Here is a 19,096-nt window from a genome sequence, read left to right on the forward strand (position 1 = left end):
ACTTACAACCCCTTTATGGACGCAACTTCCGATGAACTGTTATAGTTATCAATTGATTTTTTCAAACTTGTTACTGCTTTTTCGTGTTCCTCCATAATAGATCTCAAATCTTTATGGTATTTATGGACAATGTCTAAATAAGATTCAAAAGCCACCTTAGTTTTGCCAGACCATTTAGCAGACTGAAGATATGTTTTTAATTGAGTGACTGTCTGGTATGAACTTGTCAATTCTTGATTAATTTCTTTTGATAATTGGATGGCTGTTTCTAAATCTTTATATTTTATTTTTAAATCTGCCATAGAACTCATCTCCAACTTTTATTTCTATTTTTACGTTCTTCAGCCTGACGTCTCGCTTCAGCTTCTCTCTCTTTGCGCTCTTGTTCTGCTAAGCGATCATAGTATTTATATCGTTCATAAGCTGCATCAACTGCGCTCGATAAATTCTTTGCATCACTAGATTGATTAGTTCGTACAGTATCAACTTTCCCTTTTACACGACCTTCGCTATCACTAAAGACATCCTCTGGAATATAACTGGTACTCATAGAAGGCCGAGAATTATTATAGCTATCAACTTTCCCTTCCATCGTTTTTAATTTAGCCTTAAAAGTTTTTAATTGACTGTTCAAATCATTATATAGGGTTCTATATTGTTCCCTTTTCTTTTCTGTCGGTGTACCAAACCATGCATCCCAAAAAGACATGACAAATAGCCTCCTCTTAAAAATTTATTAATCAAAATATACAAAATAATACTACTATTCTATTGAATCCAAGGGGATAATATTAATCCCAAAAACAGAATTATAACTATAAAAATATACTTACTTTATTGTATCATAATTCTTAGCTAATTCAAATCAAACAAAAAAGGATTTAGTCTCATAAAACATTCAACTAAATCCTTTGGTTTAATCATCTTATTCTTCGACCATTTGTTTACAGAATGCACAATTCATGTTTTACTCTTCATTCACGATTGTATAATCTTCGCTTTGAAGTAATTCCAAGACTTTTTTTACAAATTGCATTGACAGCAAACCTTCAATCTTAGAGCCTTGGGTTTTGAAATTTTCGTCGATTTCTTGAATTTCTAGATTAGTTTTCCTTTCAGCAATTTTCTCTGTAATAGGTGAATGAAAACTATATTCCCCAATTTCGTAATATAAGAAATATAGATATTTTTTTGTTCCTAGATGATAATCAAAAAACTCGACCTCCATATCTTTATCGTAATCATAGTAACTATTTTTCCAAATAATATCATTAATTTTTTCTTTCAACAATTCCTCATAGTTTTTTTCATAACTATATACTCTTTTTTTCTCTTCGCCAATGAATTGTTTGTGAATCAGAGTCGGAGAAAATACTTTCAATAACTCCTCTTTTAGTTGATAGTATTTTCCCATTTCCTCTTACGCTTTTTCAATATTACTCTCCAAATGCTGATGGAACCTTCCATTTTTGTATTCTTTAATTTTATCACGATAATTTTTAGCTCGCTTATTCACAGAATATACACATTCTGCAATAATTTCATTGGTAATTTTTTTCTCATTGATCAAATCATTATACAGCTTTGGAGTTTTCATTTCATTATCCCTTTCGAACTTTCTCTTAATATCATATACTTTAAAAAATAATTCACATGTTTTATTGTAACGTCTAGTTATCGTTTTTTCAATAACTAGACATTTCAATTTTATTCATAATCTCTTGATTTACCACAAAAACACACTGAGATACTGGTCCCAGTGTGTTTATTTTAGGATAACTTCATTAGTAAACTGATGGATTCATCATTTTTGAGCTCCGATAACAAGCAAATCAACCTTTCATATCCAAGTTCTTTCTTTTGCTTGATTAAAGAAATCATCACTTTCACCAAATCTTCTGGCGTAAAATTTCTTAAGTAAAGTGTAACATAACTTCCTCTATTAGAAACTAGGCTAACATGAATTGCATTATGTTCTTTTTGTCTAATTTTCATTCCTCCTGTAGACTCCCTAATATAAAACTCATACACTGTCTTTTTCGGATAGCAATCAAATGAGTTTTCGAATTCTCTGCGATTTTTAAAAAGAATATAGTTAATGAGTGAATAATATTTTAGAAACATAGTTGTTCCCTCCTTGTTTTTATCTTTACTTATAGTCTGCCACAAATTTCAAATTATAAAAATAAAAAATTAAAAAAACTGATAAAGGTATTGTTTATTTCTTAATTTTTTTGTACTTATACCTCTTTCTCTCATCCCTCAGTTTTTTTGAGATTCTGATTTTTTCTGTGTGTTTAGCGTTGACAGAAACGTATGTGTAAGTCACGCTAAACACACAGTACCATGTAAAAGTGAATAACGTAAAATAATCTTATCCTGATTTTTTTGTTTTGTTTTTTGTGGCATACTAATATTATAGAAATAATTGATTGAGTAGAGACGTAACTAATATAGCTACGTTTTTTATGTTTGAAAGGAGGTAGCTATCGTGGAAACAGCAGGTTTTAGCTGGGTTAGGAAAGAACCAGTTTTGTATTTCATTAACTAAAAAAAATAAATGTGTAGATAATAAAAGTAATGTCAACAGCAGTTTTAAAAAAAGTTTTTTGTTCGTAACAAAGTAAAAAATAAAAGTAGAGAAACGAAAGTAAATAACAATAGTCTAAAAATAGAATACAAAAACTAGCTTAACTCGGTCGCTAAATTTAGAGCATTTAAACCTGAAAAAGACTAACAAGAAAAAACAACAGATTTTATCTGTTAGATGGAACTCTACATCTTATTTAAATTGAGTCAACTTGTCATGTTGTAAAATGACTTGGTTATCTTCTTAGCCATCAATTAAGAAGCGCCCTCAGCAAAGGGAAGATACTACATCAGTGAATACAAGCTTTATGTCACTGCACTACTTCAACTTGAATTAAAAAGACCTTAAGAATTTTCTTAAGACCTTCTTTAAAAGCACATTATCTACAATAGAAAGGAAAGAACTATGGCAAAGAAGAGACGTAGTCGTGCTGATCGACGAAAAGCTAAAGAGAAAGCTAAGAAACAACAGATGGATTCTCTAACTACTTTCGAAGGCCGTAAACAATTCGTCCAATCAAAAGGACTAACTAATCTAGTCACGCGCTTTAAAAAAGGAAAGGGTATCAAGCGAAATGAATCCAAAAAAACGGGAGAGGACATTCATTTAATCCATACCGACCGAACGCTTCATAACTACGCTGGTTCCTGGAGCAGATTTGCTTCCTTTGTTGCCTCAATAACTACTGCCGAAGATTTAGAAGCTCTTGATAAATCTAACGATATTGAGGGATGGATTGACTTAGTAAATCAATACTTAGAACATTGTAAGAAATTAGGACTTTCTGCTCCAACCCAGTCAACCTATAAAGCAGCATTAGCCAAAGTCTTAGGTGTATCTTCTACTGCTTTTATTGCAACGAATATTCGATATCGAGCAGACAAAAAGAATAATCGTTTGAAGTCTAATGATGACAGGATGTCTGAAGAAACAAATAATCGCTGGTTCTCAATCGTATCTGCCACTGGGTTACGTAAGAATGAATTAAAAGCTATTACAGGTGATTCTCTACATCAACGTGAAGATGGTCGATACTATCTTAAAATCATTGGTAAAAAGCATAAATCAAAAGGAGCACGAGACCGATGGATTCCGATTATTACGCGAGACAAAGAAGAATTAGAAAGGCTTGTTGAAGAATTTAAACTAGCTGGTAAAAAGCGTGTGTTTCAAGCTCCATCTGCTTTAAAACCTCATAAATATCGTGCAGAATACGCAAAACGTCTTTATCTTCTTGTCGCTCGAGATCCCAAAGATATCAAAGATAAAAAAGAAAAAATTTATCTACGAGGTGAATTAAAAGGTGTTGTCCTTGATCGAAAGGCTTGTTTAATTGTATCACGCGCTCTCGGACACAATCGACCAGAAGAGTTTCAAAAATCCTATGCATATAAGTTAATCGCACAAGCAAACTAAATAACTTTTTCCAAACATTATGATATATCTCTCATTAAAATTAAAAAATTCAACTAAATAAAAATCGTACTGAAAGTATTGATCTTTTTCTCAACATCCTAAATTTAAATGAAGAATAAAAAAATTTTTTTAAAAAATAAATAAAGTAGATAAAAACTTACTTTTTCCTTCAAAACCTTGTTACGACGCGTTTTTTAAGCACTCAAAATTTTGAGTGTTTTTTATTTTTAAAAATTTTTTTCATTTTTTAATTTATTTTTCCTAAAAATGGGCATTTTCTTAAAAATTTGTGGCATACTTCTAATACGCGAAAAAATGAATATGTAAATTGAATTACAAATGCGGTTAAAATAATTTAACTGCTTTTTTTCAATCTCTAATACTTCCTAACATAATTTCAATCAAAAATAATAGTAGAAAGGAAACCTTAAAAACTTGAAAAGACAACTTAAAGTTTCTACTGAACAGAAGCATTTAAATGAGAAAGAAATTCAATCTTGTTTTAGTTTTATGAATTCCTTCTGGGGCTTTGATCGCATGGTTTTTAACTTAGGTGAGAATCTAATTGTTGACATTGAAAAACTGATAGAATTCAGAAAAACGAATCCTCGTGAAGTTAAAAAATTTAATTACAATTCAAATCAGATAGAAGATTTAATTATCCAATCAAGGGAATTCGGAAGACTTGAAATTGGAAAAATTTATAAAAAAGAAAACGGAGATACTGTTAATTATTGCTTACTACAGCTGAATCATGGAGGTCTCAATTTTGAAACTCTCTCTATTTCAGCAATACGAAAGAAACTAATAAACGTTATAACAGGAATCAAACAGAAAACTGGTATTTGGATTATCCCAACTATTATTAGGGTTCATGAAATGGAAATCGCATTTACATTTGCTACTGATGCGATTATACATTTTCAAACAAGAAATTTATTATTGAGGAGTCTATCTAAAACATCTCAAGTAAATAAAAAAGTTTATACAAAATGTTCAACTTATGAAGATCACCATATTCTTTCAAGTAAAAAAAATGAAAACTTGTTGCATGTTCTTTACGATAAAACAGCAAAAGCAGAACATAATAAACAGATTGAATTAAACGTATCTCGTAAATACCGCATCTATAGATACGAAATAACACTGAATGAAAAAAAAATTAAAAGTGAATTCAAGACTACTGACTTAGATAAACTACATAATGATCAGCTCTCTTCATTTGTGTATAGTGTGATTAAGAAAGGATTATCAAACTTTAAGATAATTGTTCAAACTTCAGTAAGAGATACCCAAAATAAGTTAAAAGAATTGTACGAGGAAAAAGGTAAAGATGGATATATAAAAACGTTTTTTGAAACTCAACTAAATCATGCTATGGATTATTTATATCCATTAACATTGGATGAATCTATTTTCTTGTTTATTGATGTATCTGAATTTGTAAATCCAAAAAACTCTGCAAGAACTAAAAAAAATCTTGTTAAAGAAAGTAGGAGGAATGACTTAAAAAATGAAAGTTATTTTCTTTCTATTATGATTACATGGCAAGTACTATATCTCTTTCGCTTAATGCTAAATACTCTATCTCTTGTTACTATCCTTGATTTTGGTTGCTACAAGGATAATCAAAATAATGAACTACTTTCTTTTAAAATCCCTAGTTTTACAAATGAAAAAAAAGATCCATTTTTTAATGAAATTATTCAAAGCAAGGATAAAGACATAGGTTCATTCCTGGATTATTTTTTTAATAAAACTTGGAAAACACATCTACCATTTTAATATAAAATCTGATTTAAAAAATGGAAAAGTATTGCTACAGCAACGTTTCCCTATTTTTTAACTCTTCAACCCTTGAAGACTTAAAAAACAAAATACAAACTAAAAAAATTTAAATCTAATAGAAAGAAATAAACGGGACTATTTATGAATTTATTTATTCCAGACGAAATGATTCGGCAATTTCAATTACTAATATCAGATACTGTTAAGAAAGAACTGGATAAATTTTTAGATATTAATGAAAATACCAATCAGTTTTTAAATAAAAAGCAAACTTGTGAATATTTGAATATAACCAACAATACTTTAGACAAGTGGATTAAGCAAGGCTTGCCTTGCATTAAGGTTGGAAAAACTGTTCGCTTTAGCAAAACAGAAATCAATCGCTGGTTACAAAAGCAGTAGAAATTCTATGGTCATTTGTTATAATGTAACCATGGTATTTTCTAGCTCAATTCAAAAGGAGAATACTATGTCTATTACAAAAACTAAAAACGGAACCTATCGCTTACGTGTCTATATTCCTGAGGAAGTGAAGTCTTCACTAGGTGTTGATAAGAAAGTGATTGAAAAACGATTCAAAACAAGGATTGAAGCAAAAAAATATGAACTAGAACTTAAAAATAAGATTGATAAAATTCATAGTGGAGATTCAGTCTCATTAGAAAATAGTGGTTCTATCCTTTTTTCAGATTTCTATCAAAACGTTTGGTGGGAATCCTACAAAGCAGGTCAGACTACTTTTACTGCTAAACCACCTTCTCAAGCAACTATAGTTGGAACAGAAATTGCTTTTAGAAAACACATCTTACCCTTACTTGGGAATTATTCAATAGACTTTCTTAATCAAAATAAGCCAGTTGTGCTAAATCTATTGACTCAAAAGGCTGAAGAATATGCAAATTTCAAAGTTATCAGGAGCTACGTTAACTCTATCTTTGACTGGGCAGAAGAATTAGAGTATATCGAAACTAATCGTCTCTCTAAAACCATTAGCCGTATCAAAGCAACTAAGAAAATCAAGCTACAGGAATCTAAAAAAGATGAAGATTTATATCTATCTCAAGAAGAACTTCAAGCATGGTTTACAGCTTTTGAAAAGGATTTAGAGACTGAAAAAATTCTATTCAAAGACTATGTTTTGTTCTATACTACCTTCTTTTTAGGAGATAGAAAGTCAGAGAGCTACGCTTTGCAATGGAAACATATTGATTTCAAAAATCAACAAATTCAATTGGTTCAAGCCTTAGATCGATATAAAAATCGAAAATCAACTAAAGGGAATAAAAAGACGATTTTTTCGATTCCACCAGAACTTACCGACTTGTTAAATTCTTGGAAGAAGCAACAAAAATCTGAACTGGCTTCATTTAACATCATGCAGACTCCAGAACAGTATGTGTTTACGTACATTGATACAAAGGGAAATGTAAACAGTTGTCTCCATGCTGATTACCTTAACAACAAGATGAAATCTGTTAAGCGTCGTCATCCAGATCTTGCACATGCAACCCCTCATAAATTACGACATACAGGAGCCACACTCGCTAAACAGGCAGGAACCCCTATGGAAGATATTTCTGAAGCACTCACTCACAGTGATACAATTACAACTAAGACTTATGTCAACACTTCAAATGTAATTCCAATGGCTGTTGGAGAAATTGCCTTTCGTAATCTTAAAAAATAATGGTGTGAATTTGGTGTGAAAAGTGGTGTGAATTTTGCTAAAAATAATCAAAAAAACACCCCATGGTGTGAACCATGAAGTGCTTCGAAATGTTGATATAATCGTATTGATTAACGTTTTGAGAATTGTGATGCTTTACGAGCTTTCTTAAGACCTGGTTTGACAAGAATGATTTTCACTTGAACTAAAAACAATGCAATACCTTGTGTTTTCAGAACTATATATACCTATTAATTTCATAAAATATGAATCAATATATTTTAAAAGGGAAAATAGTTTAGTTCTGTAAAAATTAATTTACACACTTACAAGGCTTGTTCTGACTGACTTTATAACTGTCTGCGAAAAAAAGACAGAAATGAGAGATTGAGTGTGGGGAAAAAACTATTAGGTGTAGTTTCAATACTTCTACTAATGCTTTTGCTTATATTTAATGCAAGTAAATAGTCAATTCGTACGAGCATTTCCTTCTCCATCTCCGTAGCAGAAAGTTGAGTTTATTTAACAAACTGATAAAATAATAGAGAAACTAGTTATTTCGAGGCCCAATCATGAACCTATCAAACGTATTTCAAAAATTATCCCCAAATACTCCCATCTTACAAGCTACCTTTGGTCTGGAGCGCGAATCTCTACGAATCAATACTGAAAGCCGTGTCGCTCAAACGCCACACCCTGAAAAATTGGGTTCTCGCAGTTTCCATCCCTATATCCAGACAGATTATAGCGAACCTCAACTAGAGCTCATTACACCGGTAGCACAGTCGACCACGGAAGCTCGTCGCTTCCTCGGGGCCATCACCGATGTGGCTATTCGCTCAATGGATAAGTCAGAATATCTTTGGCCTTTATCCATGCCACCTGTGATTGTAGAAGAAGAGATTCAGATTGCCCAGTTGGAAAGTGACTACGAGTATCAATACCGAGTTGGTTTGGCAGAACGCTACGGCAAATTGCTCCAGTCCATATCTGGAATTCACTATAATTTTGAACTCGGCAAAGATCTGACCCAGCAGCTCTTTGAAGTCAGTGACTATGACGATTTACTGACCTTCAAGAATGCCCTCTATCTCAAGTTAGCTCAGAACTTCTTGTGTTATCGCTGGCTCTTGACCTACCTTTACGGAGCAAGCCCGCTAGCAGAAAAAGGGTTTTTGACAGATGAAATTGGTTGCGTGCGGTCGATTCGTAACTCCAACTACGGCTATGTCAATGCCCCCGATGTTCACATTTCCTTCTCTTCACTGGAGCAATACGTGACCGACATCGAAAACGCTGTTGGATCTGGGCAACTGTCCTCTGAAAAAGAATTTTACTCTGCCATCCGTTTACGCGGTGCTAAGACTAGCCGGGACTTTTTGACTAAGGGCATCTCCTATCTAGAGTTCCGCAACTTTGACCTCAACCCCTTTGAGCCACTGGCAATCAGCCAAGAAACACTAGACACCACCCACCTCTTTGCACTCGCACTCTTGTGGCTAGACGACATGGAGCAAGTCGACGAAGAATTGGCAGTAGCTGCTACTCTCAACAACCAAATCGCTCTCAGCCATCCCCACACACCACTTCCTAAAGAGGCTGACCCTAAACCTATCGTGACAGCCATGAAGGACATCGTCGCTCACTTTGGACTGGATGACTATTATAGCCAGCTTATCACTAAGGTGGAGGCCTCTCTTCTTGATCCACGTTTGACCCTTTCTGGAAAAATAGCAGAGCAGGTTGAAGAAGGGTCCCTTGAAAAATTTGGCCAACAACAAGGACAAGCCTTTCATGACTATGCTTGGACAGCACCTTATGCCCTCAAAGGCTATGAAAACATGGAACTCTCCACCCAAATGATTCTCTTTGACGCCATTCAGCTGGGCTTGAACGTAGAAATTTTAGATGAGGAAGACCAATTTCTCAAACTCTGGCATGGTGACCATGTGGAGTACATTAAAAATAGCAACATGACATCCAAAGATAACTACGTAATTCCACTGGCCATGGCTAATAAGGTTGTGACCAAAAAGATTTTGGACAAGGCTGGTTATCCAGTACCTGCGGGAGCAGAATTTGCTAACAAGGACGATGCCTTGCGGTACTACGGACAAATAGCCAACTCTGCTATTGTTGTCAAACCCAAATCCACCAACTTCGGTCTAGGCATTTCCATCTTCCAAGAGTCAACAAGCCTTTCTGGCTATGAAAAAGCCCTAGACATCGCCTTTTCGGAAGATAGCCATGTGCTAGTCGAGGAGTTTGTGGCAGGGACCGAGTACCGTTTCTTTATCTTGGATGGAAAATGCGAGGCTGTCGTGCTCCGCGTTGCGGCCAATGTCGTAGGCGACGGAAGCTCAAGCATCCGAGAATTAGTCGAAAAGAAAAACCAAGACCCTCTGCGTGGTCGAGACCATCGCTCACCTCTTGAAATCATCAATCTGGGTGATATTGAATTACTCATGTTGGAACAGCAGGGTTACACACCTGATACAGTCTTGCCTAAAGGTAGCCAAACCTTTCTGCGTGGTAATTCTAATATCTCAACTGGAGGCGACTCCATTGACATGACTGACCAGATGGGCGAGAGTTACAAACAACTAGCTGCCGATATGGCGACTGCTATGGGGGCTTGGGCCTGTGGAGTCGATTTGATTATCCCAGACTACACCAAGCCTGCTAGTAAGGAGCTACCAAATTGCACCTGTATCGAACTCAACTTCAATCCTGCCATGTACCTGCACGCCTATACTTACGTAGGGCCAGGACAACGTATCACACCGAAAATTTTACGGAAGTTGTTTGGAGAGATATGAGAATAAGATCAGAGATTTTCTGAGCTTACTTTTTTATATTTGATAAATGGTAAAATATAGTGCAACAAAAAACTCATAGAGCCCAATCTCGTGTAAACTGTAAGTAACCACACTAAACAGAACACGGGAGAAATCTATAAGCTACCATCATATTACCATAATTGAGCGAATTAAGATAGAGACTTACCTAGAATTAGGTCTCAAACCCTGCCAAATAGCTAGAAAATTAGGCGTTCACAAATCAACCTTCTCAAGAGAATTAAGTGTGGTAATGACACTTACTCTGCAAAAGCAGCACAAACACACAATGAACAATTGGCGAAGCAGAAGGGAAGAAAATCGAGTTAGACTCCTGTGAATTGAAGTAGGAAATTAAAGAGCGATTACGATCTTCATGGTCTCCAGAACAAATTTGTAGTCGTTATCAACTTGAAAATAGGTCCATGGTGTCCTTCAAAATCCAATTTGTAAAATTAAGCTAGAAAAAAAGCATCTCGTATTTTTGATACGAAATGCTTTTAATAAATGTAAATAAGTTTTAACGTTTACTAAATTGTGACGCTTTACGGGCCTTTTTCAAGCCTGGTTTGGAAAGTTTGGGTTTCAGTTGGACTAAAAACAGCGTATTATCAAGGCTTTTCAGAACGATATCTACTGATTAATTTCATAAAATATGAATCAATAGATTATAAATAGGGGAATAGTTTAGGTCTGTAAGTGTTAAAATAATACACCTAACTTTGGTCACCGTTTTTTAGTTATTCACTCTTTTTTCAGATAGTGTTTTTAAAGTTATGATGTAAAATGCCGCAATTAAAACACTATACATCATAATCGGAGGATAGAGAATTAAGGATAGAATCAATCCCACTCCTTTAATTATTAGGTCAGGTATCAATAACTTTCTATATTGTGCGGTAGCTTCAAGTAATTCTTTCTGATCTATATTGGGTTTATCAATTACTTTATGTAAAAACCAGTTTGCTACCGTAATAAATTAAAAATCGTCTACTTCTACCAACACGATTTTACAAAGAGCCAGTACTTACATCTCTTTTTCTCCTGTAAAACTATTATATCTTGATACTTTAAGGAGTTTCAATCATTCAATCTGTTAACCGTTATTTTTTGGATCTAAACGTAATAACATAGCATTAATGGCGACGATGACTGTTGACACAGACATTAGGATTGCTCCTAATGCAGGGCTTAATGTGATACCAATAGGAGCCAAAATTCCTGCAGCTAGAGGGATAGCTATAAAGTTATAACCAGCTCCCCAAAATAGGTTTTGTTTCATTTTACGAGTTGTTTTGTGTGCTAAATCAATGAATGATCCAATATCTCCTGGATCGGATTGAGTCAATATGACATCAGCTGAATCCAACGCAACTTGAGTTCCAGCACCTATAGCTATACCAACATCTGCTAAGGCAAGAGAAGGAGCATCATTTACACCATCACCTACCATGATAACTTTCTTTCCTTCATCTTTAAGTGTTTTAACTAACTCATATTTGTCTTGTGGAGATTGATTTGATCTATATTCAATCCCTAAATCTGCTGCCGCGCCTTGAGCCGCTTTTTCATTATCACCTGTTGCCATAATTGGTCGAATATTGTTCTTTTTAAGAGCTTTAATTAACTCTTTACTTGTTGGTTTTAATTCGTCCCCTAAAGCTACAGCACCAATGGCATCATCGTTTTCTACTAAGACACTAAGAGTTGCTCCTTTTGGAGTATCCATATCAAGATTACGTCCATAGGCTTTTTGACTGATTAATTGGTAACGGTGCCCACCTGCTTTACCCTCTACTCCAGAACCGGAAATCACATCAATCGAATCAAAAGATGCTGGACGTATATTTTGCTGCTCGGCGAAACTTACAATTGATTGAGCAATTGGGTGGCTAGATCCTCCTTCAATACCTGCCAATAAGGCAATGATTTCCTCTTTTGTATATTTGTCATTAAGAAGTTTTACATCTAATACTTTAAATTCACCAGTTGTTAAAGTACCCGTTTTATCTAAAATCATCACATCTGCATCTTGAGCTATTTCTAAGGCTTGGCGGTCTTTTACTAGTAAGCCACGGCTAGCTCCTAAGCTTGTGCTACGGGCGGTTACCAATGGAATAGCCAGACCCAATGCGTGCGGACAAGCAATAACTAATGTAGTAATAGTAAATATAACTGCCGTTGGGATATCTCCAATAATCATCCACACTACAAAAGCAATTAGCGCGACAATAACAGCAATATAGAAGAGCCACCCTGCAACCTTTTGCGCAATATTTTCTGCCCTGGAAGGCTGACTTTGAGCTTGGCTGATTAAATTCTGTACTTGAGAGATAAAGGATTGATCACCTGTCTCAAGCACTTTAATATAAAGAACCCCTTCTCCATTTGTTGAGCCCCCGATTACTTCATCACCAGGGCCTTTTTTTACTGCTTTTGACTCCCCAGTTAGAAGAGCTTCATTTAAACGTGATTCGCCACGCTCGATAATCCCGTCTGCTGGCACATTTTCTCCGGCTTGAACACGAATTAAATCACCTACCTGTAAGTCAGCAACTGGTCGTGTTTCAATTGAATCGTCTTCTAATACAACGTGAGCATCTTTCGGCACTAACTTAGCCAATGCTGCTTGTGCGTCTCCTGCTTCTCCAATAGCTTTCATCTCAATCCAGTGACCTAATAGCATGATTAATAGTAATGAAGCAAATTCAAAGAAAAAGTCCATCACGTGTTCACCCGTTACGTAGGTAATGATCACAGCATAAATACTGTATGAATATGAAACACTTAAACCTAAAGAAACGAGTGCCATCATTCCAGGTTCTTTTTGTTTAAATTCGTCAACTGCACCTTGATAGAATGGACGTCCACCATAAATAATTAATATAGTAGATAAAATAGCTACTACAATATCAGAATATGGAAAAGTAAACTGGAATGGTAGTTCAAATCCATGCAAAGGGACTAAGAGCATAATAATGATTCCTAGTGGCAATGACTTTAAGAAAAGTTCCTTAAAGCTTCCGTGATGATGGTGGGCATGCCCTCCGTGCCCACTGTGATCATGCCCAGCATGATGTTCTTGATGTTTATCCTTATGGTCTCCATGTTCATCTGTGATTCCATGCTCGTGTTTTAACTTATCCATGTTGTCATTATTCATTTTAAATTCCTCCTTATGCTAAATGATGATGTAAATGACATTCGCATTGTCCTTCTGGACAATTGCAATCCACTTCTTCTAGTGCGAAAGATTTTTCATCTCTAATATTTTTTCTAGTCGTTCTATATCATCGAAGCTTAAAACATGATCGTCAATGATACTTCTTATTACATTTCCGACTTTCTTATTGCAAATACGGTTAAAAATATCTTCTGCATCTGTGATATAAGTATTAAATTCTATTGTGCTCATTCTCCTTTCCCCCTAGTTGTCTACAGATGTGAACAAACATGTTCGAAGTAAGTTTACTATTGTAAACAAATTGTGTTAAGTATTTTTAACAAATGTAAGGAACGCTTATAGCTTTTTATCTCTCCCCTTCTATCTCATAATAATTTTCATAGTTTTTCCTATACTGAACAAGGTCAGAAAATTGTTCTTTTTTTCTTGCAATTTATCGAAGTTTGATAGTATTTCTTTTGTTTTTGGTAGCTTTTTATAGTTTTCTAAAATTTCTTTAGCGGCAATTTTATATACGGGAAGTTCGCTATAATACTCCTCTGCAAATTGTTTATCTTCAAGATTTTTCTTGTGGTATTTATAGATTTCACGATACTTATTTATAGTATTTATATTTTCCATATCTTGAGATAAACTCTTCATTTTAGTTTCAATGTTCTTTATTTTATCTAACAAATCTTGTCTATCATCAGCAGATTTTTTGATTAGATCATCGAGCTGGGTAATGGAATTAATGCCTTGTTCTCTTAATTTAATTATTGAATCTGCCATTGTTTTGATATTATGTTTCCTTGCCCAAACTTCATAACCTTTGGCACTGACCCCCGTAAATGAGAATTAAATAAAAACACCCAAAAAGTTAGATTTTCTGTCTAACTTTTTGGGGTCAGTACAACCATTTTAGAACCTATTCTTTGATTTTCAATAAGCGTAAACTGTTTAATGTTACAAGTAAAGTTGCTCCCATATCAGCAAATATCGCTATCCAAAGTGTTAACCAACCGGGCATGACCAAAAGTAATGCCACTAATTTAATCGCCAAAGAGAAGGTAATGTTTTGCTTGATGATTGCTAAAGCCTTACGACTTAATTTTATTGTATATGGCAATTTACTCAAATCATCAGACATTAAGGCGATGTCAGCCGTTTCTAAAGCTGTATCAGTTCCAGCACCACCCATTGCTACACCAACGGTAGATGCCGCAAGGGCTGGAGCATCATTCACGCCATCTCCGACCATCCCCACACTTTGATGTTTTTCTCGAAGTTCTTTAATAAAATTAAGCTTATCTTCTGGAAGTAAGTCAGCTTTAATATCCGAAACACCAACTTGTTTTCCGATGGCTGTTGCCGTTCTTTGGTTATCGCCTGTTAGCATCACTGTTTCGATTCCCATATTGTTCAACTTGCCGATAACTTCTTTAGACGATTCCCTCATTTCATCGGCTACGGCAATAAACGAAAGAATTTCTTTTTCTGTTCCTAACACCATCACCGTTTTACCTTGAGTTTGCATATCGGCAATTTTTTCTTTTTTATCGCTTGAAATGCTTCCGTGTAATTCCTCAAAAAGATTTTGACTTCCCACATAATACATTTCATTATTTATTTTGGCTTTAACGCCTTTACCTGTAATGGATTGAAAATCCTCTACTGTTACTTCATTGAATTTTAATCCATTTTCTTCTGCTTTTCGCATAATCGCTGAAGCAAGAGGGTGCTGCGATCCTTTTTCAATGGCTGATGTTATGGTTATTAATTCATTTTCATTTCTACCATATGTCACAATGTCTGTTACAGCTGGAATCCCTTTGGTTAATGTTCCTGTTTTATCAAAGGCTATCGCTTTTAAGTGTCCTGCTGCTTCTAAATGGATACCACCTTTAATTAATACACCATTTTTCGCTGCATTTCCTATTGCTGTAACCACAGCAACTGGAGTTGAGACTACTAAGGCACAAGGACAACCAACCACTAATACAGCTAATCCTTGATAAATCCATTGGCTCCAGTCTCCGCCAAATAATGGTGGAACTACTGCAATTAAAAGAGCTAGTATGACAATAGCTGGTGTATAGTATTTTGCAAATTTCTCGACAAACGCTTGAGAGGGGGCCCGTTCTGCTTGGGCTTCTTCTACCAAGTGAATGATTTTTGAAAGAGTGGTATCTTCAACTCGTTTTGTTACTTTAACCTCAAGTAACCCTTCTTCATTCAAGGTTCCTGCAAATACTTCATCATTTGTGATTTTCGTTACTGGAACACTTTCACCTGTAATCGCAGCCTGATTTAATGTCGATGTACCTTTAACCACTATTCCATCCATTGCTAACTTTTGACCGGGCTTAACTATCATGATGTCTCCAACTTGAATCTCATCAACATGAATCATCATTTCTTCATTGCCTCGTCGAATTAACGCTTCTTTTGGGGCAATATCCATTAAAGATTCAATAGATTGACGTGCTTTATCCATTGAATAACGCTCTAATGCTTCACTAATCGCAAATAGGATAACAACGGTTGCCCCTTCACCCCATTCACCAATAATTGCAGCTCCTATAATGGCAATAGTCATAAGCGTATTCATATCGAAATTTAATCTGCTTAAATTTTTGAGACCTTTAATAAATAACGAATATCCACCGATTAAAATGGACGCTGCATAACCAATTGTCGGTAGAACATGCTCTTCACCATACTGCTCTCCTAAGAACCAGCTAACTACAAGTAAAAGAGCTGATATATATACCTTAATGTTTTCTTTCTGCTTCCAAAAAGGTTCTCCTTCTACCCTTTGTTCTTTTTCATCTCGAATTTTTAAATTTTCAAATGCTCCTGCTTTTTCTAATTCTTCAATGGTTGTCGTCCCTTTAACATAAACTTTAGATGCTCCGAAATTTACTTTCGCATCCTGAACACCGGGAAGTTCTTTAACATTATTTTCAAAAATGGCTGCACAGTTCGTACAAGTAAATCCTTGAACACGATAGGCTTTCATTTCTTCTTCGAACTGTTTTGCTTTCCCACTAGACATTGATCTTCACTTCTTTCTTAAGTGCCAATGCAATCATCATAATTTGTCTGATATGCTCATCATCTAATGAATAAAATGCAAGTTTTCCCTCTTTTCGAAACTTAACAATCCCTTGCTTATGGAGCGTTCGTAGGTGATGAGAGGCATTTGCAACCGTAACACCTATAATATTTGCAATATCACACACACACAGTTCGTCATCTTGACACAATGCATAGGTAATTTTTGCTCTATTTTTATCTGCAATAGCTGTTAACATTTGGGCAACACTAGAAATATCTACTGTCTGTAAATTCCCTTGTATTCGATTGACCTTTTCTTCGTCATAACAATAAATTTCACAAGTATCTTTGTTAATCATATTCTCACCTCAATATCATTCAAGTATTTGCTTGAACATAGTATAACCCTTTTCATTAATTAAGTCAAGTGTTTTTTGGCACTGACCCCCGTAAATGAGAACTAAATAAAAACACCTCCAAGTTGGATTTGACACAATATAATCAAATGCACATGGAGGTGTCTTTTTATTAAATTCTCACTTTTTGGGGTCAGTCCCTTAAAACATGCTATTTTTATCATTGATAAATATTAATAGCTAACTTTCCGAAAAACAACTATTTTTTATACAAAAAAGACATCCAAGAGAAAATTCTTGAATGTCTGTAAACGTTGATAGTATCGTATTGATTAACGTTTTGAGGCAACTGACTTGTCAGGTTGCAGCCACATTTGTAAGCGACTAAAGTCGCAACAACTGTGTCAATTGCACCAATTTAGTATGGAAGCATAAAAAAGAACACCCCGAAAGGTGCTCTTTGTAAGTATAGTAATTCTCTCGAATTAACGTTTACTAAATTGTGAAGCTTTACGAGCTTTTTTCAAGCCTGGTTTCTTACGCTCAACTTTACGTGAGTCACGTGTAAGAAGTCCTGCGCGTTTCAATGAATCGCGGAAGTCTGGGTCTACTTGAAGAAGGGCACGAGCGATACCGTGACGGATAGCTCCTGCTTGACCAGCGTAACCACCACCTACAACGTTAACGAAAACGTCGTATGAACCTACAGTTGAAGTAACTGCGAATGGTTGGTTGATTACAAGACGAAGGTCAGCGTGTGGGATGTACTCTTCAACATCTTTTTTGTTAACAGTGATTTTACCAGTTCCTGGAACAAGGCGAACGCGTGCAACAGCGTTTTTACGACGTCCAGTACCTGCATATTGTGCTTGTGACATACTTTATTGTTCCTTTCCTTAGATAAGTCCTGAAATATCAAGAACTTCTGGTTGTTGTGCAGCGTGAGTGTGCTCAGCTCCAACGAATACTTTCAATTTCATACCTTGAGCGCGGCCAAGAGTATTGTGTGGAAGCATACCTTTAACTGATTTCTCGATCAAACGAACTGCATTTTTAGAACGAAGTTCACCAGCAGAGATTGATTTCAATCCACCTGGGTGGTTTGAGTGAGTGTAGTAGATCTTATCAGTTGCTTTTTTACCAGTCAATTTAACTTTTTCAGCATTGATAACGATTACGAAGTCACCTGTATCAGTGTGTGGTGTGAATGTTGGTTTGTTTTTTCCGCGAAGTACGCTAGCAACAACTGCTGAAAGGCGTCCAAGAGGTACATCAGTTGCGTCAACAACGTACCATTTGCGTTCTACTTGGCCTGGTTTAGCCATGAATGTAGTTTTGTTCATGATTTCTCCTATATGAATGTCGTTTTTGTTTACAGGGCGGATGTTCCGGTCCGCAGGGTATTTGAAAGGTTCCGGGGCCTTACAAATGGGGTAAACAATACCGCCTACTATTGTATCAAAATTCTCAGATAAAAGTCAAGCGGTTGGGAAAATATTTTTTATTTCTGCCAGATTTTCAATCTTCTTTCTGCCTTCTCCTGAGTGATGACTTGAAAACCTTTAGAGAAGAGGAAAATAGCACAAGTCAAAAATAGAGTGACAATGATGTAATTAACCACAAGACCATGGTCTCCCACCAATGGTGGTTTTGTCATAAAACCGTAATCTCCACCCGTCAATAAATTGACTATAAAAATCAAACCATTGAGTAAAGAGGTCAGTATAAGAATACCTTTGAAATCCAAGAGACGAGCATTGTAGTTGTTTAAAAGATAAATCAAGGAATTTCCAAGAAGGGCTAGATGTCCGAAAATAAAGGACAGAATTACAATGTGCGGGAAAGAGTACGCGTCGGGGATTGGATAAACAAAGGCTGCAATCGTCCCGAAGGTTCCAAGCAAAGCAAAATATTGTTTGGTTTTTGAAACACCTGGAAGCAAGAGAACTACAAACATGGCTAATCGGCAATGATAAAAAGGCAAGCTTTCTGACAGCGGGAATTGATTGATCCAATACCAGCTGTAAAGCGAGATTAACTGTATTGCCTGTATAATCTGGAAGAATCGTTGACAAACCTTACTATCACGATAGCGATAAGCAAGATAAATTGTCAAAAACAGTAAGGCAAATGTGCTTGCGTACCAAGTAAATCCAAATTGGGGTGGCTCCGTCGGATGGGTGGTAAATAAAGCATCCCAAACATTCATATAATTTTCCT

The 19,096-nt window shown here is 35.5% G+C and carries 16 protein-coding genes and 4 pseudogenes; 6 read left to right on the forward strand and 14 right to left on the reverse strand.

The annotated features are described in order from the left end of the window. Positions 1-2: 2 nt before the first annotated feature. From O3643_RS07830 to O3643_RS07850, 5 genes are all read right to left on the reverse strand, one after another. The gene (locus O3643_RS07830) at positions 3-302 is read right to left on the reverse strand and encodes a WXG100 family type VII secretion target (protein ID WP_006155532.1); all 300 of its coding nucleotides are present in this window, start codon (positions 300-302) and stop codon (positions 3-5) included. Between the two features lie 5 nt (positions 303-307). After that, complete coding sequence (locus O3643_RS07835) at positions 308-709, reverse strand: hypothetical protein (RefSeq protein ID WP_006149445.1); 402 nt, start codon at positions 707-709, stop codon at positions 308-310. A 258-nt stretch (positions 710-967) separates the two neighbouring features. Beyond that, complete coding sequence (locus tag O3643_RS07840) at positions 968-1,414, reverse strand: hypothetical protein (RefSeq protein ID WP_314945015.1); 447 nt, start codon at positions 1,412-1,414, stop codon at positions 968-970. A gap of 6 nt (positions 1,415-1,420) precedes the next feature. After that, entirely contained in the window at positions 1,421-1,597 is a 177-nt protein-coding gene (locus tag O3643_RS07845) for a hypothetical protein (protein WP_314945010.1), read from the reverse strand. A 173-nt stretch (positions 1,598-1,770) separates the two neighbouring features. Then, positions 1,771-1,995, reverse strand: coding sequence for a hypothetical protein (locus tag O3643_RS07850; protein ID WP_303953366.1), 225 nt, complete (start codon positions 1,993-1,995; stop codon positions 1,771-1,773). A 1,000-nt stretch (positions 1,996-2,995) separates the two neighbouring features. Between O3643_RS07850 and O3643_RS07855 the strand changes: the two genes are divergently transcribed. The 6 genes and pseudogenes from O3643_RS07855 to O3643_RS07880 all read left to right on the forward strand — a co-directional run. Next, the gene (locus O3643_RS07855) at positions 2,996-4,006 is read left to right on the forward strand and encodes a site-specific integrase (RefSeq protein WP_371501015.1); all 1,011 of its coding nucleotides are present in this window, start codon (positions 2,996-2,998) and stop codon (positions 4,004-4,006) included. A gap of 435 nt (positions 4,007-4,441) precedes the next feature. After that, positions 4,442-5,791, forward strand: a complete 1,350-nt coding sequence (locus O3643_RS07860; RefSeq protein ID WP_371501017.1) for a hypothetical protein — start codon at positions 4,442-4,444, stop codon at positions 5,789-5,791. 144 nt (positions 5,792-5,935) lie between these two features. Continuing rightward, a complete protein-coding gene (locus O3643_RS07865) occupies positions 5,936-6,196 on the forward strand; it encodes a helix-turn-helix domain-containing protein (RefSeq protein WP_371501019.1) in 261 nt (86 codons plus the stop codon). 67 nt (positions 6,197-6,263) lie between these two features. Then, on the forward strand, positions 6,264-7,481 hold the full coding sequence (locus O3643_RS07870) for a tyrosine-type recombinase/integrase (RefSeq protein WP_371501021.1): 1,218 nt from the start codon (positions 6,264-6,266) through the stop codon (positions 7,479-7,481). Between the two features lie 551 nt (positions 7,482-8,032). After that, entirely contained in the window at positions 8,033-10,279 is a 2,247-nt protein-coding gene (gene gshAB / locus O3643_RS07875) for a bifunctional glutamate--cysteine ligase GshA/glutathione synthetase GshB (protein ID WP_254724879.1), read from the forward strand. A gap of 136 nt (positions 10,280-10,415) precedes the next feature. Next, positions 10,416-10,737 (forward strand): annotated as a pseudogene (locus O3643_RS07880) (transposase); the annotation flags it as partial. A 296-nt stretch (positions 10,738-11,033) separates the two neighbouring features. On the opposite strand, the pseudogene O3643_RS07885 reads toward O3643_RS07880, so the two are convergent. From O3643_RS07885 to O3643_RS07925, 9 genes and pseudogenes are all read right to left on the reverse strand, one after another. After that, positions 11,034-11,270: pseudogene (locus tag O3643_RS07885) on the reverse strand (hypothetical protein); the annotation flags it as partial. 123 nt (positions 11,271-11,393) lie between these two features. After that, the gene (locus O3643_RS07890; protein WP_371501023.1) at positions 11,394-13,460 is read right to left on the reverse strand and encodes a heavy metal translocating P-type ATPase; all 2,067 of its coding nucleotides are present in this window, start codon (positions 13,458-13,460) and stop codon (positions 11,394-11,396) included. A gap of 13 nt (positions 13,461-13,473) precedes the next feature. Beyond that, positions 13,474-13,676: pseudogene (locus tag O3643_RS07895) on the reverse strand (CopY/TcrY family copper transport repressor); the annotation flags it as partial. Between the two features lie 151 nt (positions 13,677-13,827). Next, positions 13,828-14,300, reverse strand: a pseudogene (locus O3643_RS07900) (hypothetical protein); the annotation flags it as partial. A gap of 88 nt (positions 14,301-14,388) precedes the next feature. Further along, positions 14,389-16,518: a heavy metal translocating P-type ATPase gene (locus tag O3643_RS07905; protein WP_002926019.1), complete on the reverse strand. Its 2,130-nt coding sequence runs from the start codon at positions 16,516-16,518 to the stop codon at positions 14,389-14,391. Beyond that, positions 16,511-16,879, reverse strand: a complete 369-nt coding sequence (locus O3643_RS07910) for a metalloregulator ArsR/SmtB family transcription factor (RefSeq protein ID WP_002926021.1) — start codon at positions 16,877-16,879, stop codon at positions 16,511-16,513. The genes O3643_RS07905 and O3643_RS07910 overlap by 8 nt, the downstream gene beginning before the upstream one ends. Before the next feature lie 482 nt (positions 16,880-17,361). Then, complete coding sequence (gene rpsI, locus O3643_RS07915; protein ID WP_000075969.1) at positions 17,362-17,754, reverse strand: 30S ribosomal protein S9; 393 nt, start codon at positions 17,752-17,754, stop codon at positions 17,362-17,364. Positions 17,755-17,772: 18 nt separating this feature from the next. After that, positions 17,773-18,219, reverse strand: a complete 447-nt coding sequence (gene rplM / locus O3643_RS07920) for a 50S ribosomal protein L13 (protein WP_002876943.1) — start codon at positions 18,217-18,219, stop codon at positions 17,773-17,775. Positions 18,220-18,377: 158 nt separating this feature from the next. After that, a complete protein-coding gene (locus tag O3643_RS07925; protein ID WP_371501026.1) occupies positions 18,378-19,085 on the reverse strand; it encodes a TIGR02206 family membrane protein in 708 nt (235 codons plus the stop codon). Positions 19,086-19,096 lie beyond the last annotated feature (11 nt).

The sequence above is a fragment of the Streptococcus sp. 20925_1_44 genome (genome assembly GCF_041432435.1).
Lineage (GTDB): Bacteria > Bacillota > Bacilli > Lactobacillales > Streptococcaceae > Streptococcus > Streptococcus infantis.